Genomic DNA, 25,442 nt, shown 5'->3' with positions numbered 1-25,442 from the left:
CCATTTTTGTTTTGTGACCCGCGGCCCTTGGATTGCGTGATCGGCTTGTCGTCCGCTCCGACACGAGAAAAAGGACGAGGCTGTCGCTGTTGCCGACAGCCAGAACCGCGCGAGCCATTGACAAATCGCAGCCCGCAGTGATGGCTTGATCCTTATTGCTGAGGGAGGACGCAGCGCGCTTCGCTTGCGTCCATTTGGAAGGCTGGTGAGATGTCATTGCGACGCTCGGTGCCCGGCCAGAAGGGCATTGGATATGTCGCAAGACGCGAGGGCGTTTGCCCGGAAACGTCGTCGGATTGGGGACACGCAACAGGGATGCCGGCGCGGAACGTCGCATGCGCGCCGATCGCGCATCCGCCGCGCGCTGCTTGGCACGACATCCATGGCCGCGCTCGGACTGGCACTGGCGGCCGCGACGCCTTCGCGGGCCGCCAACTATAGCTGGACCGGCGCCAGTTCGACCGACTGGTTCATCGGCACCAACTGGTCCGCCGGGGTTCTTCCGACCGCAGCAGACAATGCGTTCATCGACACCGTCTCGCCCAATGCCACCGTCATCTCGTCCGGCAACGCGCAGGCGCAGACCGTCACCATCGGCTTTTCCGCGACCGGAGACCTGACCATCCGGAACGGGGCGAGGCTGTCCGATTCGGTCGCGGCCCTCGGCCGCTTTCTCGGCGCGACCGGTACGGTAACGGTTGACGGCCCGGGCTCGTCCTGGAGCAACTCCGCCGACCTCTCCGTCGGCTATTCCGGCGCCGGCACGTTGACGATCCGGAACGGCGGCGCGGTGAGCGACCAGTCAGGGCATGTCGGCCGTGGTGCCGGCTCGACTGGCACCGTAACGATCGATGGCGCAGGCTCGTCGTGGGTCAATCACATCGCGCTCTATGTCGGCGAATCCGGCACCGGCACGCTGACGGTCCAGAACGGCGGCATGGTGAGCAACCTCGCCGATGCGTATATCGGCATGAATTCCGGCGCGACCGGCACGGTGACGGTCGACGGCGCGGGCTCCTCCTGGACCGATGGCGCCAATCTCTTTGTCGGCCAGTCCGGCACCGGCACCCTGACGATCAGCAATGGCGGCGCCGTGAGCAACGGTGCCGACGGACATATCGGCGCCAATTCCGGCGCGACCGGCACCGTGACCGTCGCCGGCGCCGGCTCGTCCTGGACCAATGCCGGTACGCTCTCGGTCGGCGAGGCCGGCACCGGCGCGCTGACCATCGCCAGCGGCGGCACGGTGAGCAACACGACCGCGATCATCGGCGCCAGCTCCGGCGCGACCGGAACCGTGACCGTTACCGGCGCCGGCTCGTCCTGGAGCAATGCCGGCAACCTGACCGTCGGCCAGGACGGCACCGGCACATTGACGATCGCGGGCGGCGCCATGGTGAGCAACACGCTCGGAACGATCGGCGCCAATTCCGGCGCGACCGGCACCGTGACGGTCACCGGCGCCGGTTCGTCCTGGACCAATTCCACCATCCTCTATGTCGGCCAGACCGGCACCGGCACGCTGACGATCTCGGGCGGCGCCGCGGTGAGCAGCGCGATCGGGCTTATCGGCGCCGATTTCTTCACGACCGGCACGGTGACCGTCACCGGCACCGGATCGTCCTGGGCCAACTCCTCTAGTCTCGATGTCGGCCAAAACGGCACCGGCGTGCTGACGATCGCCAATGGCGCCGTCGTCTCGACGTCTTCCATCACGGTTGGCTATTGGCCCCTGTCCAAGGGAACGCTGAATATCGGCGCCGCGTCCGGCCAGACCGCCGTTGCGCCCGGCACGCTGAACACGGCGCTGGTCAGGTTCAGGGCCGGCCTCGGCAGCAGCATCGTGTTCAATCACACCTCCTCGAACTACGTCTTTGCGCCGGTCATTGCGAGCAGCGCCGCCAACATTGGCTCGGTCATCGTCGAGGCGGGCACCACCATTCTCACTGCCGCCAGCACCTACACTGGCGCGACCACGATCAACGGCGGCACGCTCGCGGTCAACGGCTCGATCGTGTCGAGTCCGACGGTGAACAGCGGCGGCACGCTGTCCGGCACCGGCACGGTCGGATCGGTGACCGTGAACAGCGGCGGCATGCTTAAGCCCGGGTTCAGCGGGTCCGGCTCGGTGCTGACCATTTCCGGCAGTCTCTCCATGCAGTCGGGCGCACTCTATCTCGTGGAGCTCGGATCAGTAACGGCGTCGCGCGCCAACGTCTCGGGCACGGCGACACTCACCGGCGCCGGCGTGCAGGTCACGGTTGCTCCGGGCGGCGCGGTTGCAAAGCAGTCCACGATCTTGCACGCGACCGGTGGTCTCGGCGGCACCACCTTCGCAGGCGCCAGCGCGACGAACTTCGTCGCTAGCCTGAGCTACACGCCAACGGACGTGCTGCTGAATCTCTCGGCCGCGCTCGGCGCCGGCACCGGGCTTAGTGTCAACCAGCAGAACGTTGCCAACGCGCTCAACAACGCCTTCAACGGCGGCGGCACGCTGCCGCCGAATTTCGCCGGCGTATTCGGCCTCACCGGCAGCAATCTCCGCACCGCACTGTCGCAGCTTTCCGGTGAACCCGCGGCCGGCGCGCAACAAGGCGCCTTCCAGTTCGTGGGCCAGTTCCTGGGCCTGATGCTCGACCCGTTTGCCGATGGACGCGGCGGCGCCGGGGGGCCGGCGGTCGGCTTCGCGCCGGAACGCGCGGCTTTGCCGGACGACATCGCGCTCGCCTATGCCAAGGCGACGGGGACGCCGTTCTGCAAGGCTGAGCCGGCATTCGAGCCGCGCTGGAGCGTGTGGGCCAGCGGCTTCGGCGGCACCAACAAGACCGGTGGCGATGCGGCCGTCGGCAGCCAGGATCTCACTGCGCGGGCCGCGGGCGCCGCCGCGGGGCTCGACTATCACCTGAACCGCAACGCGATGGTCGGCCTTGCGCTCGCCGGTGGCGGCACCAGATGGGATCTCACGCAAGGCCTCGGCGGCGGCAAGAGTGATGCGTTCCAGGGCGGCGTCTATGCGGCCGTGCGCTCCGGGCCGGCCTATGTCGCCGCCTCGCTGGCGGCGGCCAACCACTGGATGTCGACCGACCGCTTCGCCGCATTCGGCGATCATCTCATCGCGAGCTTCAACGCGCAGAGCTATGGCGGACGCATCGAAGGCGGCTATCGCTTCGTGACCCCGTTCGTCGGAATCACGCCTTACGCGGCGCTGCAGGCGCAAAGCTTCCGCACGCCGACCTACAGCGAGACCGATCTCACCGGCGGCGGCTTTGGTCTCGCCTACAATGCGCGCAGCGCCACCGATACGAGCAGCGAACTTGGCGCTCGCCTTGATCGCGCAATGCTGGTTGCGCCCGACGCGGCATTGACGCTGCGTGGACGCCTCGCCTGGGCCCATGACTGGGTGAGCGATCCCGCGCCGTTTGCGGTGTTCCAGACGCTGCCGGGGGCGAGCTTCATCGTCAACGGCGCGACGCCCGCGAAAGATACTGCGCTTGTCTCGGCCGGCGCCGATCTGCACCTCGCCCGTGGCATCACGCTCTCGGCGAAGTTCGACGGCGAATTCGCAGGTCGCGCGCAGACCTACGCCGGCACCGGCACCATTCGCTATGCTTGGTAATCGCGCGGTGTGGTCCACGACGCGCTACCCGTGACTGCAGCGCCGTGGCTGTCGCGCGAGCCATTGCTTTGCCGCCTTGAGCGCCTGAAGCAAGATGGATTTAGGTTGAATCGGTCGGGCCACGGGCTCGCTCAACCTCTCCCGCAAGCGCAGGGCCATCGCATATGGCTCCGTGATCGCCGCGAGCGTACTCGGCCTCATGGTTCGAGACGCGCCGTAAGGCGGCGCTCCTCACCATGAGGGTCTAGGATCTTGCCGCGAAACAAGACCTCATCCTGAGGAGCCCGCCAACAGCGGGCGTCTCGAAGGGTGGGCCACAAAGAAGCTGCCCGCCGGGCTCTTTTTCAAATGCGATTGCCCTGCCCGCAAGCGGGAGAGGGAGCGCACCTGCCTCGTGGCTGCAATCGAGCCTAATCCCTCAGAACGCCGTAATCGGTTTTCCGTCGGCGTCGACCAGCGACGACGGCGCTTCGCCGAAGACCAGGCTGTCGGGCTGGAATTTGATGGTCTTGCCGCCCTCGACGAAGTCGGCGAAGTTGCGCGGCGTCGCCGAGTGCACGCCGTTGGCCAGAAAGTCGCTGGTCTCGTAGCAGGTGTCGGGCTTGCCGCCGGACCCTTCGCCCAAGAATTTCTGGAAATTCTGGCTCGTGATCTTCGCCTTCTTCCGCGCCGACCAGTTGGTGTAGCGCCGGTAGAGTTTTGGCAGGATCACCGGGCCCTTGTCGGTCGCAAGCACGCTCGTCTCGTTCTTCTTCGGCTCGAGCAGGTCGAAGTCGAAGGTGGGAATGGTCTTGGCGAGGTTCTTCCAGACCAGCAGCTTCTTGTTTCGCGCGGTCTTGGCGAGCGCGAGGTAAGCTTCGATCTCGTCGTCGTTCATCGAGGAGTAGAACGTCGGATAAGCAAAGCCCTGCTCGACCAGCCAGTGGTTGATGTCGACCTTCTTGCCGCCGACCGTCACCTCGATGTCGCCGACCAGCCGCCCATATGTGTCGAACACCTCGTTCGGCGTATCGACATGGGTGAAGACGCGGCAGGCGAGCGTCGCCTCGCCGGTGCCGGCGAGGAAATCATGCAGCGCTTTGCTCGTCGTCGCGCCGAGGAATTGCCGGTAGGGATGCGTGACCTCGTGATAGGCCTCGCGCTTGGCCGCGGTCAGCCCCTTCTTCTCGGAGGTCGAAAGCGGGGACGGCTGATAGTGCAGCTCCGGCGCGTCGATGCCCTGAAGGCGGATGGTGAGCTTGCCGTTCTTGATCGGCGCCGTCGCGGTCCGGCCCTTGACCTTGGCGTTGTCGAAGACGTGGGTCGGCTGAAACGGCGCAGCATTGCTTTTGCGGAAGCGGATCGCGTCAGGCGCGATGCTCACGACGACCTTCGTGGTGTCGGCGTCCGAGCGTCCCTCCGGCCAGAACTGGCTGACATCGATCGTGCCTTCGACTTCCAACAGTCCAACGGGCATCGGCTGCTCCTGTCAAACGAGCGCAACGGTCGCCTCGAGGAAGCGACTCGTGTGCACACCTTCAGGTAGCGAATCATTTTCGTGCGACAGCCCGGTGACGGGAGGTCCAACGGGTGCGCTGCATCATTTCCGTGTGGACAGCCGCGGCCTTGCGCCAGGTCACCCTACGAGGCGGCTAACGGGCTGACGGGAAGAGCCAAGTGAGGGGACAAGATCCGTCGCACAAGGCTCATGCGCCTGGCGCGCACGGCAGTGGCGACGAACCTCATTGTTTGACTGAAACGGACGCTCCCGCCCCGCAGCCGCAGATCAGGGTCTGTGCGGACAGACCATCGTCAGATAGAGCAGCGTCGGTGCCTTGTCCTCGCCCTTGTCGTACTCCCACTCCAGCCGGATCTCGTGCCGGTGGGCATAGGCGTCGCTTGCCTCGTGGGTGATGATGTTGGTCTTCATCGGAATCGGCGGCTCGGAATTGAAGCATTTCCGGACGCAGGCATCGAGCAGATCGCATCGCGTCAGGGGGATGACGCCGGGCTCATCCTTGGACAGCGGGATCGTGTTCGGCTGGGTGCTGAGGTCGACGCGAGCCCGACCCTTCTCCTTGTGCCAGTATTTGGCGCTTCCCTGCGGCCACTTCGAGGCCGGGGTCAAAATCAGGTGGTACTGGCCGTATTCCAAAGTCGGCAGGTCGATGTCGTCCGATGCCTTGAGCTTCGCGACGCTCTTTTTCATGTTCTCCAAAGGAAAGTAATTACTGTTCATCAAGTCTCGAAATGACTTGCCGTTGTACACCCTTCCGCCCATCACCTTGTCCTTCGATGCAATCAAATCAATCAGGGAAAACGTGCAGCCCGGCAAAGCTCGTCGGCCGGAATAATAGCCTCGATGCCCCCAAGTGCCCGCGACGCCGTTTTTTGCGCAAGGAACGGTACCACTCAAGAATGTGCCTCGTCCAGAGCGCTACCATTCGCCGACGCAGGTGTGCATCCCTGCAAGTTCGATTGCCATGCGTTTCCCGATAGGTCATCTTGATCGAAGCTCTTCGCGGGCGGTGGCCGGCAGAGAACGCCATCGTGACCTTTGAAGGCACAGGAATGCATTGCGTCGCGTGTCAGTCGACGATCGAGCCGGGCGATCGCTGGTGCCCCATATGCGGGGCGATCACGCGACGCTCCGATCCCGATAGCGAACGCCGATTCGTCACCATCCTCCGCGCCGATGTCATCGATTCCACCGGGCTTGTTGCCGAGCTGGAGCCGGAGGACGCTGTCTCGCGCCTGGAGCCGGCCTTGGCCGCGATGAGAGGCGCGGTGCGCCAGTTCGGGGGCATCGTCAGCAAGGAGCTGGGTGATGGGCTTGCGGCGGTGTTCGGTGCACCGATCGCGGACGATAACCATGCGCCGCTCGCCTGCCATGCGGCGATCGAACTCGTCCGGCGCGTCGCCGGCCTCGGCGATCCCGGCCTGCAGGTGCGGGTTGGCCTCCACTCCGGCCACGTCGTCGCCTACATGGTCGCCAGCGAGTTTTCCAAGGTCTATGAGATCGGCGGGGCCGCCCAGCATCTCGCGGCGCGGCTGGAGGCTGAGGCCGAGGCGAATCAGATCTACGTGTCGGAAGCCTGCCAGAAGCTCGCGGACGGGCATGTTCGCTTCGAGTTTCTCGGCGGCAAGGCGCTCCGCGGATTCAGCCAGCCGCTGCCGGTCTACCGCATCGTCGGCGCCAGCGATCTTTCGAGCTGGCGCGTGCGACGAGCACGCAGCATTTCACGGTTCGTCGATCGCACGATGGAGCGAGCGCTGTTGGGGCGCGCTGCGGAACGTGTCGGTACTGGCCGTCAGACAGTCCTGCTGCTGGGCGACGCCGGTATCGGAAAGTCGCGATTGGCGCACGAGTTTGCCCAGGAGCTCAAGGCCGATGGCTGGCGCCTGATCGACGCCGAGTGCAGCCCGAACCTTCAGGGCGCGCCGTTCAGTACACTCAAGCGCCTGCTGCTCTCGATCCTGGATGCGGCCGCGAGGAATCCGGACGGTTCAGGAGACCCCCGGGGCGATCGGCCGCTGATCCAGCGATGCGCCCTCGATGCCGTGCTGGATCTGCCGATATCGGAGCCGCAGTGGACCGAATTGGAGCCTCATGCGCGGGGGCGCGCAATTTCCGATGCGAGCTGCGCAATCGTCGAGAGCATGACGCGTCACCATCGCACGGTGGTTCTGCTCGAGGACCTGCACTGGATCGACCGGGCCAGCGATGCGGTCGTGGCCGCGATTGCTTCGCTGCAGATGCCCGGCCTTCTCGTGCTCCTCACCTCCAGGCCTAACGGCATGCCGGTCTGGATCGCGCGGTGCCGCGCGGAGGTCGTCGCGATGCGGCCCCTCGACGATGATTCGGGGCTTGCCATGCTGGCCGACATGCTCGGCCCCTCCGTTGCGAACGCCGATCTGAAGAACCGGATCATTTCGCATACGGCCAATGTGCCTCTCTTCATCGAGGAGGTCTGCCGCGGGCTGAAGGACAGCGGAACGCTTCGCGGTCAATGGGGCGATCTCGCGCTCGTGCGTCCGATAGATGAACTCGGCATCCCCACGAGCATCCAGGGCGTGATTGCGGCGCGCCTTGATCGCGTGTCGAGGCAGGAACGTTCCCTCCTGCAGATCGCCGCAGCGCTTGGGTCGCGATTGGACGTTGCCATGCTGCGGAAGATTGCGAAGCTGCCCGAGGAGGTCCTGCAGGATAGCCTTGCCGCGCTCGATCGCACCGAGCTGCTGGTCAGGATCGATCGTGATTTGGGCGACGCGCTCGAGTTTCGGCACGAGATGGTTCGTCAGGTGACGTATGACGCGATGGTCGAAAAGGTGCGTGAAGACATTCATGCGCGCATCCTTGCAACGTTCGAGACGGACGGAACGTGCGCCGATGAGCCCGATACGCTGTGCTATCACGCGGTGCGGGCCAAGGATTGGCAAAAGGCGTTTGGCCACGGCACGGACGCTGGGCGGAAATCCTTGAGCCGCTCGGCCTTTGCCGATGCGGCCAACTATTTCGAGATCGCGATGGGCTCGCTCGACAAGACGCCGATGACGCCCTTGCGGGAGGCGGATGCCATCGATCTTCGGATGGAAGCGCGCGCGGCGTTCATCGCGTCGGGTCACGTCGCGGAATGGTTGGACCTCGGAAAGGAGGCCGCGCGCCGCGCCGACGCAATCGATGACATCGGTCGCAAGGTCGCCGCCATGACGGTCGGATCGGGTGCGCAGAACTTCTATGGAACGCCAGTCGATGCCGTCGCGGTTGGCGAGGAGGTCGTCCGCCTGGCCGAACAGTGGGGCAATCCGGGTTGGCTTAATCTCGCCCGATATGGTCTCGGGCAGGCCTACTTCCTCGTCGGCCGCTACCGCGATGCCGAACGAACCGTCGCGCGGGCTCACGAACAACTGGCCGGACCCGAGCCCCGTGCCCCGATCGGTACGGCGCCTAAAAACCTGCTCGTGCTCTGCTGCATGATGAAGAGCTTCACCCACATCATCATGGGCGAGCTCGATGCCGCCGAGCGGCTCCAGCAGCAGGCGGCCGCGATCGCGGAAGAGACCAACCGTCCCTATGACCGTGTCGCCGCAGCCTATAGCGGCGGCTGGCTGATGCTGGGGCGGAACGATCCGGCGGCGGCCGCCGCCATTCTCGAACAGGGTTTCGTGCTGGCGCAGAAGCACGGCATCCGGCTGTTCGTGCCGGTGCTCGCCTGCCATCTCGGCATGGCCTATCTGGAGCAGGGCCTGTTCGACCGGGCGCGCGGCATGCTGGCCGAAGCGCGCGAGGAGGCGAAGGCGGTCGGCTATACCTCGGCGGTCCTGCGCAGCTCGATCTACCTTGCGCTTGCCACCAGCCGCCTCGGCGATACCCAGGCCGCGCAGAACATGTTGCGCGAGGCGCGCAACACGGCGCGTCAGCAGGGATTTTCCGGCCTCGAGGCCGAAGCCCTGTTCGGCGAAGCCACGGTGACGCCGCCATCGAGCGCGGAGAACAAGGCGGCGATCCTTTCCGCCCTGCGCGTGACGATCGCGATCGCATCCGAGAGCGGCGCGCTGCCGCTCAGGCAGAGGGCAGAGGCGATGCTGAACGAGATGCCCGTCCGTGGCGATGAGCTGACCTGACCCGCTCTCTCCCGGCTTGGCGTGTGATCTTACCATCGTGCCGGTGTTTTGCCCGACGTGTCAAATGGGTTTCGCCGGCGACACAAGGCCCTAACGGGCCGCGGCTACTTTGCATGGGGTTGTTTTCGACATTTTATGGAAGCCCTGCCGTTCCGGCTCCCGTCACGGCGACAAAGACCCTTGCGCCGACGCCAAGGTGGGGTACCGTTGGCTGCTGGCCGCAGGGCTAGGTGTTTTATTGACGAAGCTTTTTTAGCATCCGATTTTGCCGGCGCCGCGACGGCGCGACGCCTACAGAAGGAGGCGGGGCCATGATCATACGGGACCAGTCGGCTCTCTTGTCTCCGATCGAGCGCGATCTGCGGCTCGATCTCTTCCGCGGCATCGGCCTGTGGATGATCTTCCTTGATCACATCCCGCATGACGTCGTGGCCTGGCTGACCTTGCGCAATTACGGCTTCAGCGACGCCGCCGAGTTCTTCGTCTTCATCTCGGGCTATCTGGTCGGCTGGATCTACGGACCGATCGTCGCCGGCGGCTGGTTTCTCGCCGCCCTCAAGCGGCTGTGGCGGCGGGCGGCCGAGCTGTACGTTGCCCACATCATGCTGTTCCTGCTGTTCACGGCGCAGATCGCCCGCACCGCGCGCCGCTTCGACAATCCGATGTATGAGCACGAGTTCAACGTGTTCAACTTCCTGGCGCATCCGGACGAGCTGATCGGGCAGGCGATCATTCTGAAATACAAGCCAGTCAATCTCGACGTGCTGCCGCTCTACATCACGCTGGTGTTTGCCTCGCCCTTCATCGTCTGGGGCCTGGTCCGACGGCCGAACCTGACGCTCGCCGCGTCCGTCGTGCTCTACGTGCTGTCACGCTGGTTCGACTGGAACGTCGCCTCCTATCCGCCCGGCACGAAATGGTACTTCAACCCGTTCTGCTGGCAGCTCATGTTCGTGTTCGCAGCCTGGTGCGGCACCGGCCAGATCGACAGGATCGCAACATGGGTCTGGTCGAAGGCGACGATGGGACTGGCTGCCGCCTGGATCATCTTCGCCCTGCTGATCGTGATGACCTGGCACATCCACGCGCTCGAGGCGCTGATCCCGAAATGGATGATCAAGGCGATCTACCCGATCGACAAGACCGACCTCGACATGCTGCGCTTCACGCATTTCCTGGCGCTGGCGATCTGGGTGACTTATTTCGTCTCGCGCAAATGGAAGGCGCTGCACACGGTCTGGCTGCGGCCCGTCATCCTGTGCGGCCAGCATTCGCTGCCGATCTTCTGTCTCGGCGTGTTCCTGTCGTTCTCGGCGCACTGGATCCTGACCCAGTACACCAAGGGCGTATGGGAGCAGCTTGCGGTTTCGATTGCCGGCATCGTCATCATGATCGGTGCCGCATGGCTGCTCGACCGCGCCAAGCGGGTGCCGAACCTGTTCGTGAACGTGGCTGAGGTCGAGGAGCCTGACGCCCTGGCCGAGGCCGCGCCAGCCGCGACCGCTACTGTGGCGCCTGCGAGCCGCTGAAGGCGTCGCGGCGCCAGCCTGCATGCTCTTGGAGAGGTCCATGTCCAGACGTTTGCTCACGATCGCCGGCATCATCCTGCTCCTGGCCTGCGGTGCGAAGGCCGAGGCGCCGTCGCCCGAGGCGATGAGCGCGGCGCGCAAGCTCGTCGTCACCTTGAGGATCGCGGATCAATATCGTGCGCTGCTCCCGCAGCTCCTGCTCAAGCTGAGGCCCGTGGTCGCGCAGGACAGGCCGGAGATCGAGCGCGACTATGATGCGATGACGGCACCTGGCGCCGAGATCTACGCCCCGTTCTTCGCCTCGATGATCGACCAGATCGCCGCCGTCTACGCCGCCAGTTTCACCATCGACGAGCTGCGCCAGATCGAGGCCTTCTACGCCCAGCCGGCCGGGCAGAAGCTTCTGTCGAAGTCGGATGCGCTGGCGCAAGCGAGCGCCCAGATCGCCCAGGACGTCAGCCAGAAGGCCGCGGATGAGCTGAAGCAGCGCCTGATCGAGGCGCTGCGCCAGAAGGGGCATAAGCTCTGAGATAGAGCACGCAAGATCTTGCTTCGCGTGCTCTTTGGCTCACTTCACCAGCGGGCAGCCGCCGTCCTTCAGCGGCCGGAAGGCCTGGTCGGCCGGAACCTCGGCGAGCAGCTTGTAATAGTCCCACGGGCCCTTCGACTCCTCGGGCTTCTTGACCTGGAACAGGTACATGCTGTGCACCATGCGGCCGTCCTCGCGCAGCACGCCGTTGTCGGTGAAGGCGTCGCGCACCGGCAGCTCGCGCATCTTGGCCATAACCGTCTTGGTGTCCCTGGTGCCCGCGGCCTGCACCGCCTTGAGGTAATGCAGCGTCGCGCTGTAGGTCGCGGCCTGGTTCATCGTCGGCATGCGCTTGACGCGCTCCAGGAAGCGCTTGCCGAAGGCGCGGGTCTTGTCATTGAGGTCCCAGTAATAGGCCTCGGTGATGATCAGCCCCTGCGCGAGCTTCAGGCCCAGGCTGTGCACGTCGGAAATGAACATCACGATCGCGGCCAGGTTCTGGCCGCCGGCGACGATGCCGAACTCGCCGGCCTGCTTGATCGCGTTGATGGTGTCGCCGCCGCCATTGGCAAGTCCGATGATCTTGGCCTTGGAGGCCTGGGCCTGCAGCAGGAAGGAGGAGAAGTCGGCCGTGTTGAGCGGATGCTTGACGCTGCCGAGCACCTTGCCGCCGGCGGCCTTCACGACCTCGCCGGTATCGCGCTCGACCGAATGGCCGAACACGTAGTCGGCAGTGAGGAAGAACCAGGTGTCGCCGCCGTTCTTGACGATGGCGCTGCCGACCGTGTGCGCGTTGGCATAGGTGTCGTAGGTCCAGTGTGCGGTGTAGGGGGAGCAGGACTTTCCGGTGATGTCGGAGCTCGCCGCGTCAGTCACGATCATCACCTTCTCGTACTGCTTCGACAGCTCCATCACCGCAAGCGCCGTGGCCGAGGTCGGCAGGTCGATGATCATGTCGACGCCCTCGGTCTCCCACCATTTGCGGGCGATCGAGGCGGCGACGTCCGGCTTGTTCAGCACGTCGGCAGAGACCATGTCGATCGGCTTGCCGAACATCTGCCCGCCAAAGTCCTCGATGGCCATCTTGGTGGCTTCGACATTCCCCATGCCGCCGATGTCGGAATAGACCGACGAGAAGTCGGACAGCACGCCGATCTTCAATGGGGTCTGCTGGGCGGACGCGGGATTGATCAGGGCGGCCGACAGCAGGCCGGCCGCAGAAACGAGTGCTGCAATGGGTCTCATGGAAGCGGTTCCTCTTGTGTGAGACTATGCCTGTCCCTTTGTCCGACAAAGTTAGAGTCGGGTTCCGGCAGAGTCAATTTGCTGCATCTGCAGTATGCCTGACGCTATTTGACGCGCTTTCCGACTGATCCTATAGTTTGTCGGACAATCGCCATTGGGAGGTCGGTTTGGCCGTCGCGCCGTTGTTTCGTCCGATCGATGTCGCGCCGGCCTATCAGAAGGTCGCCGACGCCATCGAACGCGAGATCGTCAATGGCCGGATCAAGCCCGGCGATCCCATCGGCACCGAGCACGACCTTGTGCGGCAGTTCGGCGTCAATCGCTCGACCATCCGCGAAGGCATTCGCGTGCTGGAGGAGGGCGGGCTGATCCGCCGCGATTCCTCGCGCCGCCTGCACGCCTGCCTGCCGCGCTACAGCAAGCTCGCGAGCCGCCTCAGCCGGGCGTTGGTGCTGCATGAGGTGACGTTCCGTGAGCTCTACGAGGCCTCGATGACGCTGGAGGTCGCGAGCATCGAGGGGGCGGTGGAGCGGGCGACGGAAGAGAACATCGCAGAGCTCACCGACAATCTCGCGCGCAGCGAGGTCGTGGTCGGCAATCCCGCAGCGCTCGCAGAATGCGATGCCGAATTCCATGTGCTGGTCGCGAAGGCGTCGCAGAACCGCGTGCTTCAGCTCGCGCGCGAGCCGGCCGCGCAATTGTTCTATCCGACCACCGAGATGATCGTGACCGGCGTTGCCGAAGGCGGTCCGCGCCTCGTCGCGGCGCATCGCCATCTCATCGACGCGATCCGCCGCCGCGACCGCGAGGCCGGCGTGCTGTGGACGCGCCGGCATTTGCAGGACTGGCGCCGCGGTTTCGAGAAGATCGCGAACCTCGATCGCTCGGTCGAGCACATGTACATGGAGCACGCGCAGGCGGTCCGGCGCAGATAGCGCATGATCCGGAAAAGTGTGAAGCGGTTTTCCGAAAAGATCATGCGCAAGAAAAGACAAGCCGCAAGAATTCAACGAAATCTAGCAAACAAAGACATCAAACGGAGGGACACATGACCGGCGACATCGCAGCCACCATCGCGAAAGCCCGCGAGCATTCCATCGGCGATCTCCTGCGTCGCTCGGCGGGCCGCGAGCCGAACAAGCTCGCGGTGAGCTGCGGCGATGTGAGCTGGAGCTTTGCGGAGTTGGACGCCATCTGCAACCGGCTCGGCCGCGGCCTGCTCGGTCTCGGCGTGAAGAAGGGCGACCGGCTCGCGGTGCTCTCGCGCAATTCGCATGCCTTCGCCGCGCTGCGCTTTGCCGTGGCGCGGATCGGCGCGGTGCTGGTGCCGATCAACTTCATGCTCAATCCGGACGAGATCAATTTCATCCTGAAGAGCTCCGGCGCAAAGCTGCTCGCGACCGGTCCGGATTTCGTCGAGCCCGCACGTGCCGCGTCCGCCAAGAAATGCGCGGTCGAGAAGATGATCTGGTTGCCGGGTGAGGATCCGGCCAAGGCACCCGCGGGCCTCACCACCTTCGACGAACTTCTGCACGCCGACGGCTCGTTCCTTGAGGCTTCCGTCGACAGCCGCGACCTCGCTCAGATCGTCTACACCAGCGGCACGGAATCGCTGCCCAAGGGAGCGATGCTGACCCATGAGGCCGTGATGTGGCAGTATGTCAGTTGCATCATCGACGGCGGCATGAGCGTCGAGGACAAATATCTGCACGCGCTGCCGCTCTATCATTGCGCCCAGCTCGACGTCTTCCTGGGGCCGCAAATCTATCTCGGCGCCTCCGGCGTGATCACGGGCAAGCCGACCGCGGACAATATCCTGGCGCTGATCCAGGCGCACAGAATCACCTCCTTCTTCGCGCCGCCGACGATCTGGATCGCAATGCTGCGCTCGCCGAACTTCGACAAGACCGACCTGTCGACGTTGCAGAAGGGCTATTACGGCGCCTCGATCATGCCGGTGGAGGTGCTGCTCGAGCTGCAGCGCCGCCTGCCCAACGTCAAGTTCTGGAATTTCTACGGCCAGACCGAGATCGCGCCCCTCGCGACCGTGCTGCGGCCCGAGGACCAGTTGCGCAAGGCCGGCTCCGCCGGCAAGCCTGTGCTCAACGTCGAGACGCGCGTGGTCAATACCGCGATGGAGGATGTGAAAGTCGGCGAGGTCGGCGAGATCGTGCACCGCTCGCCGCATCTGCTCTCCGGCTATTACAACGATCCCGTGAAGACGGCGGCGGCGTTTGCCGGCGGCTGGTTCCACTCCGGCGATCTCGCGACCGTCGACGCCGAGGGCCACATCACCGTGGTCGACCGCGTCAAGGACATGATCAAGACCGGCGGCGAGAATGTCGCGAGCCGCGAGGTCGAGGAGATGGTCTACCGCATTCCGGAGGTGTCCGAGGTTGCCGTCGTCGGTCTGCCTGATCCGCGCTGGATCGAGGCGGTGACCGCGATCGTCGTGGTCAAGAGCGGCGAGAAGCTGGACGAGGACGCCGTCATCAAGCACTGCGCCGGCCAGATGGCGCATTTCAAGGTGCCCAAGCGCGTCATCTTCGTCGACAGCCTGCCGAAGAACCCCAGCGGCAAGCTGCTCAAGCGCGAGCTGCGCCAGCGCTTCGTCGGCGGCGAGACGCTCGACAAGGCGATCCAGAAAAATTTTGAGACGTGAGACGTTTGTTCTTCAACTCTCTCCGCGCTTGTCCCGCCGAAGCTTTAGCGAAGGCTGATGCGGGGAGAGGCCTCCGCGAGTCCCTGCGTCAGGCTTGAAGCAACTCCGTATCCAAATCGTCATTGCGAGCGCAGCGAAGCTATCCAGAGTCCCTCTGCGGAGATTGTCTGGATTGCTTCTGTGTGCTCGCAATGACGGCGAGGAGGAGGCTGCGCGAACCTGTCTAGCCGTGATTACGGAAGCGAGAGGGAGAAGGACGCCTCAATACTTCTTCACCGCTGCCCCAAACGCCAGCCACAGCGCGATCGACGCTAGCCCAAAGCAGCCGAGCAGCAGGAAGGTGGGACCGTAGCCGATCCATTGTGTGATCCAGCCGCCGAGCGCGGGGCTGAGGCTGGCGCCGACGCCCTGCACGGTGATGACGGCGCCTTGGCCGAGGTTAATGCGGCCGGTGCCGTTGAGGGAGCGGGCGACCATGCCGGGGACGGCGACGGTCTGAAGTCCGGTGCCGATGCCGTCGAGCACCTGCATCGGCACGACCCCCCACCACCCCGTGAGGAAGAACGCGAGCACGCCGCGGACGGGCAGGAACATGAAGGAGACCAGGATCACCGGCCAATAGTTGCGCTTGCCCGCAACATGCATGCCGATCAGCGAGGTCGCGATCATCACGCCTTGCGCGATCACGATCGTGGTCGCGACGAAGCTCGGCCCGTTGGCCTGGCTCTCGGCCACCGCCGCAAGTCCATAGAGCGGCACGATCGCGGCGTTGCCGAGCTGGAACAGCGCAAGTGCCACCGCCAGCACGAGCAACGGCTTGTGCCTGAGCAGCATGGTGAGGGCGTCCGGCGGGTGATCAGGATCGTCCTCCTTGCTGCCGCGCGCGGCGCGGTCGTCGATCGCCTTCGCCGGAATCATCAACACGCAGGCGATCGCGATGGCGCCGAATGCCGCCGCCAGCACGAACACGGAGACATAGCCAAACTTGTAGCCGAGATAGCCCGATAGGGCTGCGCCGGCCATGTTGCCGGCGTGGTTGAACGCCTGGTTGCGGCCGTTCAACGCATTGAAGCCTTTCTGCTTGGCAATGCCGAGCGTGATGCCGGTCACCGCCGGCACGATCGCGGCGCTCGCGAGCGACTGCGCCACCTGCGAGAAAGTCACGGCCCAGAAGTTTTGCGAGATCAGGATGATCGCCGAGGCCAGAACGACACAGATGCCGGGGATGACGACCCACAGCCGCTTGTTGCGGCTGGCATCGATGAAGCCGCCGATCGGCGTGGTGATCAGCATGCCCGCGATGTTGCCGATCGTCAGCGCTGTGCCGATCAGCCCGGTCGCCCAGCCGCGCTCCTGCAGGAACACGCCGACGAACGGCCCGATGCCGGACTGCATGTCGGCCATGAAGAAGTTGACTGCGAACAGGGGCCAGAGACGGAGCCGGGAGGGGGAGCGCGATGTCATCGAGACGCTGAACGCGATGCTGCCAAAACGAATTGGGTCCCGTGCAAAGGTGATGTGAGCTCCGGTCGATCGCGCCGGCGCGGATAAAAAGTTAACTGGTGCTGATCGAGTTGGTTCCGTTCCCCCTTGCGATCGAAGCGTCGCGGTGTCACCTCATTGCTGTCCCGTCTCTTTCGGATCACGCCATGCCTCTCTGGACCTGCGAAACCTGCGGCGCGCAATTCCCCGATAGCGGAACGCCGCCGACCTCCTGCCCGATCTGCGAGGACGAGCGGCAATATGTGAACTGGAAGGGGCAGACCTTCCTCACCCGCGGGGCGTTAGCGGAACGTCACCGGCTGGTCTGGCGTGAGGATCTCGGCCTCACCGGCCTCGCGCTCGAGCCGAGCTTTGCCATCGGGCAGCGCACGCTGCTGGTGCCGCTCGACGACGGCTGCGTGATGTGGGACTGCGTGCCGCTGGCGACCCCGGCAGCGGTTGCGCAGGTGCGTTCGCTCGGCGGGCTGAAGGCGATTGCGATCTCCCATCCGCATTACTATGGCGCGCTCGCCGATTGGAGCGAAGCGTTCGGCGGCGTTCCGGTCTATCTGCACGCAGACGATCGCCAGTGGGTGACGCGGCCGCATCCGTCGATCGTGCACTGGACGACAGACAGCCAGCGCATCTCGGACGACGTGCTGCTCCTGCGCACCGGCGGTCATTTCGCCGGCGCCACCATGCTGCATTGGTCGCGCGGCGCGGACGGCAAGGGCGCGCTGCTCACCGGCGACATCGCGCAGGTAACTATGGACCGACGCTTCGTCAGCTTCATGTATTCCTATCCGAACTATATGCCGCTCAACGCGACCGCGGTACGGCGGATCGCCACCGCGGTCGCGCCGCTCGCCTTCGACCGCATCTACGGCGCCTGGTGGGGCCGCAACATCGCGGCGGCCGCCAAGGCGGCGTTTGCCGCTTCGGTGGAGCGATATATCGCGGCCATCGCCTGAGCCGCGACGATCGGCATCCGCAGCCGTTGGCCCGGGCGCGCAGGCCGGGCGGCTAGGCGCGCTGCCGCAGGGCTGCCGGCAGGTCCTGCCGCTTCGACCAGGCGATGTAATAGGCGACCGCGGTCATGGCGGCGAAGCCGGCGAGACTCACGACGATCTGCATCATTACCAAATTGGGTCCGGTGATCAGGATGAGATGGCCGGCGAAGGACAGGAATACGCCGACGCAGAATACCGCGAGCCACTCCTCGCCGCATCTGATGACCATCTGCAGCGACTTCCATTGCAAGGCCGGATGGTCGGCCGGCACGAAATGCGTGGCGAGGAAGGCGAGCGCGAGGAAGTGCACGACGCGGTAGGGCGCGAGGTTCTCCCTGTCGGTCGCCGAGATGCCGTTGAGCAAGAGATCCGGCAGGTAGGCGGCGAGCGCCGGCGAATGCCGCATCAGCATCAATGCCATCGCGAACACGAGATAGGCGCCAGCGAGTGCGCGCAGCCAGGCCATGCCGTGCAGCGCGCGGCCGGGCGCGCCGGTCACGGCGAACCAGCCGCCCAGCACCATCAGCATCTGCCAGCAGAACGGATTGAAGGTCCATTCCTGGTCCGGATAGAGGCGAAAGCTCCAGTCGAACCAGCGCGCGGCGACATACAGCGCGACCGATGCCGCAAGCGTCAGGTTCGGACTCCGCAACAGACCCCACAGCGCGAACGGAAAGAACGCCATCAGCGGGATCATCAGTTGCAGAAGGTCGAGGTTCAGCGGCTCTTCCTGCAGCACCAGTCCCCGCACCAGGATCCGTAGCGGATGCTCCAGGATGTCGGAGATGTTGTATTCGTGGATGATCTCCGGCGCCATCGACTGCGAGGCGACATAGGCGATGGTGTCGATGTAGATCACGAACAGCACGACATAGGCGGCATAGAGCCGCCAGACACGGCGGAAGATCCGCGTCGCCGCGACGACGTAGCCGCGCTCCAGCGCCATCCTGCCGTGGATGATGGCAACGCCATAGCCGACCACGAACACGAACAGGTCGGCGGCGCCGCTGAAGCCGAAATTGCGCAATGTCAGCAGGTTGGCAACATTGTTCGGAATGTGGTCGATGAAGATCGACCAGTTGGCAATCCCGAGCGTCAAATAGAGCCGGGCATCATGCTGAAATGCGGCGAGGTTCGCCTGGACGGACGGTTTCATCGAAAAATGGCTTTTGGAATCAGGGGCGCTGCTTTTAGCGGCAACGACCGCCCTATCCGAGTAGCGATTGCGTGAACGTTAGTCCGCTCGCCCGGACGACGAAAAATTTCGCATATCGACCTGTCGATTTCCCGCAGGCCCGTTCGTCTTGGAGCCAGCGCAACTTCTGCAAAGGGGAACGACATGAACTCCTATCGTTGGGTGATCGTGGCCTGCGGGGCCCTGATGACCTGCATCGGCATCGGCGCGATGTTTTCGCTCGCGGTCTATCTCCAGCCGATGTCGGCCGACACCGGCTGGTCGCGGACCGGTATTTCGAGTGCGATGACGATCGACTTCCTGGTGATGGGCGCGGCGGGCTTCGGCTGGGGCGCGCTGTCCGATCGCATTGGTCCGCGCGCGGTCACGCTGACGGGCGCGTGCCTGCTCGGGCTTGGCCTCGTGCTGGCAAGCGGGACGACGTCGCTCGTCTCGTTCCAGCTCACCTATGGCGTGCTGGTCGGGCTCGCCGCCGGCGCCTTCTTCGCGCCGATGATCGCGGCCGCCACCGGCTGGTTCGAGCCCAAGCGCAGGAGCCTTGCGGTGTCGCTCGTCTCCGCCGGCATGGGCGTCGCGCCGATGACGATCTCGCCGTTCGCGCGCTATCTGATCTCGACCTATGACTGGCGCACGGCGATGATGACGATCGGCATCGCCGCGTGGGTCCTCCTGATCCCTGCCGCGCTGCTGGTGCGGCGCGCGCCTGCAGAACTCCCATCGGGGCCAGCGCGTGCCGTCGACGAGCCGAGGCTCAGCGTCGGCGAAGCGCTGCGCTCGCCGCAATTCATCGTGCTGGCGCTGACCTTCTTGCTGTGCTGTGGCGCGCATTCGGGACCGATCTTCCACATGGTGAGCTATGCCATCGGTTGCGGAATCGCGCCGCTTGCGGCGGTGTCGATCTACAGCGTCGAGGGCCTCTCCGGGCTGGGCGGACGCCTGCTGCTCGGCCTGCTCGCCGACCGCTTCGGCGCAAAGCCGGTGCTGATCTGTGGGCTCCTGGTGCAATCCGTCTGCATCGCGGCCTATCTGTTCGTGAACCGCCTCGAGGCTTTCTATGCGATCGCGGTCGTGTTCGGCGCGGCCTATGGCGGCGTGATGCCGCTCTATGCGGTGCTGGCGCGGGAGTCCTTCGGCCAGCGCATCATGGGCACCGTGTTCGGCGCCTTGACCATGGTCTCGGCAATCGGCATGGCGTTCGGTCCATGGGCCGGCGGACGCATCTTCGACGCCAACAACAGCTACGCCTGGCTCTACCTCGGTGCCTCCGGCATCGCGCTTGCGGCGGTGCTGGTGGCGCTGGTGTTCTCACCGCGGCGCGAGGCCCAGGTGCTTCAGCCGGCGTGATCGGACCGGCTGCGACAGGACAGCGCAGGCGGTCTGGCGCCCGCGCTGCACAGCATTGCTTGCGTCTGCATCGCTTTCCGACTCTAGAAATGGAAAAGCCCCAGGCTGGAGAGCTTCCAGCCCGCAAGACGAATCCACTGCGCTAACTCCATGCCGGCTGCATCGATGCGTAGCCGTTGGAAGTTGGGGAAGTGCGGTGGGCGTTTTGGAAGTGGGGCGCTGGCGGCTCGTGGGGGCCGTCAGCTCGATCGTTTTGGCATTTGGTACAAGAGAGGCCGCGGCGCAATCATCGACGTCTCCTCCATCAACGGCAGCAGCTCCGACCCAGTTGAGTCCGGTGGTCGTTGAGGGCAGCTCGGCGCCGAGGCGCACCCATGCGGCACCTTCGCGCAGCCGTAACGCCGCAGCGCGCTCGCGCGCGCCGGCGCATTCGAGCGCGCCCGCAGGCGCGGTCGCCGCAACCGTTGCCGGCTCCGGCGCGGGCCAGAAGGGATCGGCCTTCGGCCATGTCGATGGCGTCGTGGCCACCCGCAGCGGCACCGGCACCAAGACCGACTCGCCCCTGATCGAGACGCCGGCTGCGATCTCCGTCATCACGCAGGCCCAGATCCAGGCGCAGGCCGCCCAGAGCATCGCGCAGGCGGTGCGCTACAGCTCGGGCGTGCGGAGCGAGACGTTGGGCGCCGATCAGCGCTTCGACAATGTCTATATTCGCGGCTTCCTGGCGGACCAGTACCTGGATTCGCTGCGGCTCCTGAATTTCGGCATCTTCGCCTATCCGATCATCGAGCCCTTCAACCTCGAGCGCGTCGAGATTCTGCACGGCCCGGCCTCGGTGCTCTACGGCCAGTCGTCGCCCGGCGGCATCGTCGATCTCGTCAGCAAGCGTCCGACGCTCGAGCCCTATCACGAGATGTTCATATCGACCGGCAGCTATGGCCGCGCGCAAGGCGGCGTCGACCTCTCCGGTCCGATCGACAAGAACAAGGAGTTCCTCTACCGCTTCACGGCGTCCGGCTTCGACGTGGGCAGCCAGGTCGATCATGTCGAATATCAGCGCATCTCGATCGCGCCGTCGCTGACCTGGCGGCCCGACAACAACACCACGCTGACGGTGCTCGGCACCTATCAGCACGATCCCAAGGCCGGCTTCTACAATCAGCTCTTGCCGAGCGGCATCGGCACCATCACGCCCAACAAGGGCAGCTACATCCCGACGAGCTTCTATTCCGGCGAGCCGAGCTTCGACAAGACCGACCGTACCTTCGGCACGGTCGGCTATCTGTTCGAGCACAGCTTCAACAACAACGTCAAGGTTCGCCAGAACCTGCGTTACACGGACCTCAGCACCGATTTCGCGGTGGTGTCTCCCAACGGCAGCCAGCCCGATCCGACCAATCTCGCGCGCGGCGCCTTCACCACGCAGGAGTCGATCCGCTCGATCAATGTCGACAATCAGCTCGAGACCAGGTTCAACGCCGGTCCGTTCGAGCACACCGTGCTCACCGGCCTCGACTATATCAACGCGACCGACAAGCGGCTCAACGGCCAGCTCTTGGTGGCGCCGGTGATCAATGCGTTCAATCCGGTCTACGGCGCACCGTTCGGGCCGGTGCCTTCCACGACCAACGTCCGGCAGCGCATCGAGCAGCTCGGCGTCTATGCGCAGGACCAGATCAAGTTCGACCGCTGGGTCGCGCTGCTCGGCATCCGCCACGATCTCGCGCAGTCCCGCACCGAGACGCTGACCTATGCGACCGGCGTTACCGCGATTGCACCGAAATCCGACACCGCGGTCACCAAGCGCGGCGCGCTGCTCTACAAGTTCGACAACGGGATTGCGCCCTACATCCAGTACACCGAGTCGTTCCAGCCGACCGCCGGTACGGACTTCGCGCTCCGCCCATTTGCGCCGACGACCGGCCAGCAGGAAGAGGTGGGCATCAAGTATCAGCCCAACGCAAATTCGCTCTATACGCTCGCGGCCTTCAACCTGATCCAGCAGAACGTGCTGACACCGGATACCGATCCGTCCCATGGTATTGGGAAGCTCGTTCAGACCGGCGAGGTCCGCTCGCGCGGCATTGAGCTCGAAGCCAAGACCGAGGTCAGTCGCGAGCTGACGGTGCTGGCGTCCTACACCTATCTCGACAACATCGTGACGCGGACCAACACCCCCACCCAGCTCGGCAAGCATCCGGTCGTCGCCCCGATGAATTCCGCATCGGCCTGGGCCGATTACACCTTCCACAGCGGCCCGCTCGATGGCTTCGGTCTCTCCGGCGGCGTACGCTATATCGGCGAGACGGCCGGCAACACCGCGAACACGTTCTATGTGCCCGCGGTGACGCTGTTCGACGCCGCGCTCCATTATGACTTATCGGCGTTGGGACCGATGTTCAAGGGCTATTCCGCGCAGATCAACGCGACGAACATCTTCGACAGGACTTACGTCACGCTCTGCCAGGACATCGGCTGCTATTACGGCCTGCGCCGCAACGTGATCGCGACGCTGCGCTACCGTTGGTGAGTGAGGGGGATGAACGAAGAGCGCGCCTTCGAGCATCGTGGCTATGAGCGGAAGCCCGCGCTTCGGCGCTGGCTCTTCGTGCACAAATGGTCGAGCCGGATCTGCACGCTGTTTCTGCTGCTGATCTGCCTCACCGGCCTGCCGCTGGTCCTGCGTGACGAGATCGACGGCCTGCTCGACGACGCCTTGCCCTATGCGCAGGTCGCCGAAGGCACGTCCAACGTCAGCCTCGACCGTGTCGTCGAGACGAGCCGGAAGATGTATCCCGGCGAGACTATTCTCTCCGTGTTCGTCGATGATGACGAGCCCAAGATCATGGTGTTCATGGCGAGCTCCTGGGCGGCATTCAAGGCCGACCGCAGGTCGCTGCACTCGATCCGGTTCGACGCACACACCGGCGATGTGCTGAAGCAGACCGCGCCGTTTGGCGCCGACGGGCTCACCTTCCTGCAACTGATGCTATCGCTGCACCGCGACCTCTTCATGGGGCTGTCGGGTGAATTGTTCCTCGGCGCGATGGCGCTCTTGTTCATCGCGGCGATCGTCTCGGGAGTCGCGATCTACGCGCCCTTCATGCGCAAGCTCGATTTCGGCACGGTGCGGGCGACCCGCTCGCGGCGGCTGAAATGGCTCGACCTGCACAATCTGCTCGGCGTCGTCACGCTCGGCTGGGCGCTGGTCGTCGGCGCGACCGGCGTCGTCAACGAGCTGTCGACGCCGCTATTCGCGCTGTGGCAGCAGACCGACGTGCGCGCCATGCTGGCGCCGCTGCAAGGCAAGCCGGTGCCGCAGACGAGCGAATTGGCCTCGCAGCAAGGCGCGTATGACACGGTGAAGGCGGCATTCCCCGACATGACCACGACCAGCGTGGTGTTCCCGGGCTCTCCCTTCGGCTCGCCCTTTCATTACGTGGTCTGGACCAAGGGCAGGACGCCCCTGACCTCGCGCCTGTTCAGCCCGGTGTTGGTCGATGCGAGAAGCGGCGCGCTGGTGTCGGCGGTGACCATGCCCTGGTATCTGCGCGCGCTGGAGCTCTCGCGTCCGCTGCATTTCGGCGATTACGGTGGCATGCCGCTGAAGATCATCTGGGTGCTGCTCGACCTCGTCACCATCGTCGTGCTCGGCAGCGGCCTCTATCTCTGGTTCGCGCGGTCCCCGGCTGCGAAGATGCAGGAACGGCCCGCGGCAGCGGTGGCGCTGCCTTCGCCGGGCTGTGCGGAATGACCGGCCGCCGCTCGCTTTCCCTGATCTGGCGCTGGCCGGCGCTGCTCGCCGTCCTCAGCGTCTTCGGTCTGCTGTCGGCCCTGCTTGGCCAGGAGGGCCTGTGGCTGCCGCTGTCCTGGGCCGCCCTGGCCACCCCGCTGGTCGTCGCCGCGATCTGCGTCGGCCGCAGCCGGGGGTAAGAGCCCCCATCACATCCTCTTGATCCCCCGTCTCATCGCGCTATATCCCGGGTTTCTTCCCTTCGATTTGACCGGGTAAACGCATGACGACCACAGATACGGCTGCACACACGCAGCCCTTCCAGGCTGAGGTTTCGGAGCTCCTGCACCTGATGGTGCACTCGGTCTATTCGGAGACCGACATCTTCCTGCGCGAGCTCGTCTCCAACGCGTCGGACGCCTGCGACAAGCTCCGCTACGAGGCGATCGCCAATCCGGCGCTGCTTGGTGAGGGCGACGCGCTCAAGATCCGCATCGCCCCGAACAAGGCCGCCGGGACGCTTACGATCGCCGACAACGGCATCGGCATGGAGCGGCAGGAGCTGATCGACCATCTCGGCACCATCGCCCGCTCCGGCACCAAGGCCTTCGTGGCGAAGCTGAAGGAGGCCAAGGACGGCCTCGGCCTGATCGGCCAATTCGGCGTCGGCTTCTATTCCGCCTTCATGGTCGCCGACAAGATCATCGTCATCAGCCGCCGCGCCGGCGAGAGCGACGTCTGGACCTGGACCTCCTCCGGCGGCTCCGGCTTCGAGATAGCCCGCGCTGGCGAGGAGGACGCCGGCCGCGTGACGCGCGGCACCGAGATCGTGCTGCACCTGAAGGACGATGCGAAGAAATACCTCGAGACCTACGAGATCGAGCGCATCGTCGGCGCCTATTCCGACAACATCCTGTTTCCCATCGAACTCGTGCCGGAAGAGGGCGAGCCGCGCCAGATCAACTCGGCGAGCGCGCTGTGGCAGCGGTCGAAATCCGAGCTGACCGCGGAGGACTACAAGAAGGCCTATCAACAAATCGCCTCGGCCTTCGACGATCCCGCGATGACACTGCATTATCGCGCGGAAGGCCGTTACTCCTACGCGGTTCTGCTGTTCGCGCCGTCGGCCAAGCCGTTCGACCTGTTCGAGCCCTCACGCAAGGGCCGCGTCAAGCTCTATGTCCGGCGCGTCTTCATCACCGACGATGCCGATCTGTTGCCGGGATATCTGCGCTTCATCCGCGGCGTCGTCGATAGCGAGGACCTTCCGCTCAACATCTCGCGGGAGATGCTCCAGAACAATCCGCAGCTCGCACAGATCCGGAAGGCGGTGGCGACCCGCGTCGTCAACGAGCTCGAGAGCCTCGCCGAGAAGGACGCGGAGGCCTTCGCCAAGATCTGGGACGCGTTCGGTTCGGTTCTCAAGGAAGGCATCTACGAGGATTTCGAGCGCCGTGAAAAGCTGCTCGCGCTGTCGCGCTTCACCACGACCG

Annotated in this window: 17 protein-coding genes; 12 read left to right on the top strand and 5 right to left on the bottom strand. The window is 64.9% G+C overall.

What is annotated here, in order from left to right; all coding sequences use genetic code 11:
- The first annotated feature begins 382 nt into the window (after positions 1–382).
- Entirely contained in the window at positions 383–3,616 is a 3,234-nt protein-coding gene (locus K289_RS0134325; protein ID WP_051311099.1) for an autotransporter domain-containing protein, read from the top strand.
- A gap of 418 nt (positions 3,617–4,034) precedes the next feature.
- On the opposite strand, the gene K289_RS0134320 is transcribed toward K289_RS0134325, so the two are convergent.
- Positions 4,035–5,072: a thermonuclease family protein gene (locus tag K289_RS0134320; RefSeq protein ID WP_027555595.1), complete on the bottom strand. Its 1,038-nt coding sequence runs from the start codon at positions 5,070–5,072 to the stop codon at positions 4,035–4,037.
- A gap of 309 nt (positions 5,073–5,381) precedes the next feature.
- The gene (locus K289_RS0134315; RefSeq protein ID WP_027555594.1) at positions 5,382–5,876 is read right to left on the bottom strand and encodes a hypothetical protein; all 495 of its coding nucleotides are present in this window, start codon (positions 5,874–5,876) and stop codon (positions 5,382–5,384) included.
- 290 nt (positions 5,877–6,166) lie between these two features.
- Here K289_RS0134315 and K289_RS0134310 point away from each other — a divergent pair, with 290 nt between their 5' ends.
- The 3 genes from K289_RS0134310 to K289_RS0134300 all read left to right on the top strand — a co-directional run bounded on the left by K289_RS0134310 (position 6,167) and on the right by K289_RS0134300 (position 11,278).
- On the top strand, positions 6,167–9,220 hold the full coding sequence (locus K289_RS0134310; RefSeq protein ID WP_027555593.1) for an AAA family ATPase: 3,054 nt from the start codon (positions 6,167–6,169) through the stop codon (positions 9,218–9,220).
- 311 nt (positions 9,221–9,531) lie between these two features.
- Positions 9,532–10,749, top strand: coding sequence for an OpgC domain-containing protein (locus tag K289_RS0134305; protein WP_027555592.1), 1,218 nt, complete (start codon positions 9,532–9,534; stop codon positions 10,747–10,749).
- A 40-nt stretch (positions 10,750–10,789) separates the two neighbouring features.
- Positions 10,790–11,278, top strand: coding sequence for a DUF2059 domain-containing protein (locus K289_RS0134300; RefSeq protein ID WP_027555591.1), 489 nt, complete (start codon positions 10,790–10,792; stop codon positions 11,276–11,278).
- 39 nt (positions 11,279–11,317) lie between these two features.
- Here K289_RS0134300 and K289_RS0134295 read toward each other — a convergent pair whose 3' ends face one another.
- Positions 11,318–12,523: an ABC transporter substrate-binding protein gene (locus tag K289_RS0134295; protein ID WP_027555590.1), complete on the bottom strand. Its 1,206-nt coding sequence runs from the start codon at positions 12,521–12,523 to the stop codon at positions 11,318–11,320.
- Between the two features lie 167 nt (positions 12,524–12,690).
- Between K289_RS0134295 and K289_RS0134290 the strand changes: the two genes are divergently transcribed.
- Both K289_RS0134290 and K289_RS0134285 read left to right on the top strand, forming a co-directional pair.
- Entirely contained in the window at positions 12,691–13,458 is a 768-nt protein-coding gene (locus tag K289_RS0134290; protein ID WP_027555589.1) for a FadR/GntR family transcriptional regulator, read from the top strand.
- 113 nt (positions 13,459–13,571) lie between these two features.
- Positions 13,572–15,185, top strand: coding sequence for an acyl-CoA synthetase (locus tag K289_RS0134285; protein ID WP_027555588.1), 1,614 nt, complete (start codon positions 13,572–13,574; stop codon positions 15,183–15,185).
- Between the two features lie 261 nt (positions 15,186–15,446).
- Here the strand turns inward: K289_RS0134285 and K289_RS0134280 are convergent, their stop codons facing one another.
- The gene (locus tag K289_RS0134280) at positions 15,447–16,649 is read right to left on the bottom strand and encodes an MFS transporter (RefSeq protein WP_027555587.1); all 1,203 of its coding nucleotides are present in this window, start codon (positions 16,647–16,649) and stop codon (positions 15,447–15,449) included.
- Between the two features lie 185 nt (positions 16,650–16,834).
- Here K289_RS0134280 and K289_RS0134275 point away from each other — a divergent pair, with 185 nt between their 5' ends.
- A complete protein-coding gene (locus K289_RS0134275; RefSeq protein ID WP_027555586.1) occupies positions 16,835–17,638 on the top strand; it encodes an MBL fold metallo-hydrolase in 804 nt (267 codons plus the stop codon).
- 52 nt (positions 17,639–17,690) lie between these two features.
- On the opposite strand, the gene K289_RS0134270 is transcribed toward K289_RS0134275, so the two are convergent.
- Positions 17,691–18,833: an OpgC domain-containing protein gene (locus K289_RS0134270; protein ID WP_027555585.1), complete on the bottom strand. Its 1,143-nt coding sequence runs from the start codon at positions 18,831–18,833 to the stop codon at positions 17,691–17,693.
- A gap of 183 nt (positions 18,834–19,016) precedes the next feature.
- On the opposite strand from K289_RS0134270, the gene K289_RS0134265 reads away from it, so the two are divergent.
- The 5 genes from K289_RS0134265 to htpG all read left to right on the top strand — a co-directional run.
- On the top strand, positions 19,017–20,216 hold the full coding sequence (locus K289_RS0134265) for an MFS transporter (RefSeq protein WP_027555584.1): 1,200 nt from the start codon (positions 19,017–19,019) through the stop codon (positions 20,214–20,216).
- Positions 20,217–20,553: 337 nt separating this feature from the next.
- Entirely contained in the window at positions 20,554–22,746 is a 2,193-nt protein-coding gene (locus tag K289_RS0134260; RefSeq protein WP_245284079.1) for a TonB-dependent siderophore receptor, read from the top strand.
- Between the two features lie 9 nt (positions 22,747–22,755).
- Positions 22,756–23,970, top strand: coding sequence for a PepSY domain-containing protein (locus K289_RS0134255; protein ID WP_027555582.1), 1,215 nt, complete (start codon positions 22,756–22,758; stop codon positions 23,968–23,970).
- Positions 23,967–24,149: a hypothetical protein gene (locus tag K289_RS0134250; protein WP_027555581.1), complete on the top strand. Its 183-nt coding sequence runs from the start codon at positions 23,967–23,969 to the stop codon at positions 24,147–24,149. Before K289_RS0134255 ends, K289_RS0134250 begins: the two co-directional genes overlap by 4 nt.
- An 83-nt stretch (positions 24,150–24,232) precedes the next feature.
- Positions 24,233–25,442, top strand: a 1,210-nt coding sequence (gene htpG / locus K289_RS0134245) for a molecular chaperone HtpG (protein WP_027555580.1), incomplete at its 3' end; no start/stop codon positions are given.

Source organism: Bradyrhizobium sp. Cp5.3 (assembly GCF_000426265.1).
GTDB lineage: Bacteria > Pseudomonadota > Alphaproteobacteria > Rhizobiales > Xanthobacteraceae > Bradyrhizobium > Bradyrhizobium neotropicale.
Note: the sequence above shows the minus strand (reverse complement) of the source record. Positions and strands in the feature narration are given on the sequence as shown.

What these genes read in the sequence shown, in the direction of transcription:
- K289_RS0134325 (WP_051311099.1), top strand. Translation starts at nt 383, where the DNA reads ATGGCCGCGCTCGGACTGGCACTGGCGGCCGCGACGCCTTCGCGGGCC.
- K289_RS0134320 (WP_027555595.1), bottom strand. Translation starts at nt 5,072, where the DNA reads ATGCCCGTTGGACTGTTGGAAGTCGAAGGCACGATCGATGTCAGCCAG.
- K289_RS0134315 (WP_027555594.1), bottom strand. Translation starts at nt 5,876, where the DNA reads ATGGGCGGAAGGGTGTACAACGGCAAGTCATTTCGAGACTTGATGAAC.
- K289_RS0134310 (WP_027555593.1), top strand. Translation starts at nt 6,167, where the DNA reads ATGCATTGCGTCGCGTGTCAGTCGACGATCGAGCCGGGCGATCGCTGG.
- K289_RS0134305 (WP_027555592.1), top strand. Translation starts at nt 9,532, where the DNA reads ATGATCATACGGGACCAGTCGGCTCTCTTGTCTCCGATCGAGCGCGAT.
- K289_RS0134300 (WP_027555591.1), top strand. Translation starts at nt 10,790, where the DNA reads ATGTCCAGACGTTTGCTCACGATCGCCGGCATCATCCTGCTCCTGGCC.
- K289_RS0134295 (WP_027555590.1), bottom strand. Translation starts at nt 12,523, where the DNA reads ATGAGACCCATTGCAGCACTCGTTTCTGCGGCCGGCCTGCTGTCGGCC.
- K289_RS0134285 (WP_027555588.1), top strand. Translation starts at nt 13,572, where the DNA reads ATGACCGGCGACATCGCAGCCACCATCGCGAAAGCCCGCGAGCATTCC.
- K289_RS0134280 (WP_027555587.1), bottom strand. Translation starts at nt 16,649, where the DNA reads ATGACATCGCGCTCCCCCTCCCGGCTCCGTCTCTGGCCCCTGTTCGCA.
- K289_RS0134275 (WP_027555586.1), top strand. Translation starts at nt 16,835, where the DNA reads ATGCCTCTCTGGACCTGCGAAACCTGCGGCGCGCAATTCCCCGATAGC.
- K289_RS0134270 (WP_027555585.1), bottom strand. Translation starts at nt 18,833, where the DNA reads ATGAAACCGTCCGTCCAGGCGAACCTCGCCGCATTTCAGCATGATGCC.
- K289_RS0134265 (WP_027555584.1), top strand. Translation starts at nt 19,017, where the DNA reads ATGAACTCCTATCGTTGGGTGATCGTGGCCTGCGGGGCCCTGATGACC.
- K289_RS0134255 (WP_027555582.1), top strand. Translation starts at nt 22,756, where the DNA reads ATGAACGAAGAGCGCGCCTTCGAGCATCGTGGCTATGAGCGGAAGCCC.
- K289_RS0134250 (WP_027555581.1), top strand. Translation starts at nt 23,967, where the DNA reads ATGACCGGCCGCCGCTCGCTTTCCCTGATCTGGCGCTGGCCGGCGCTG.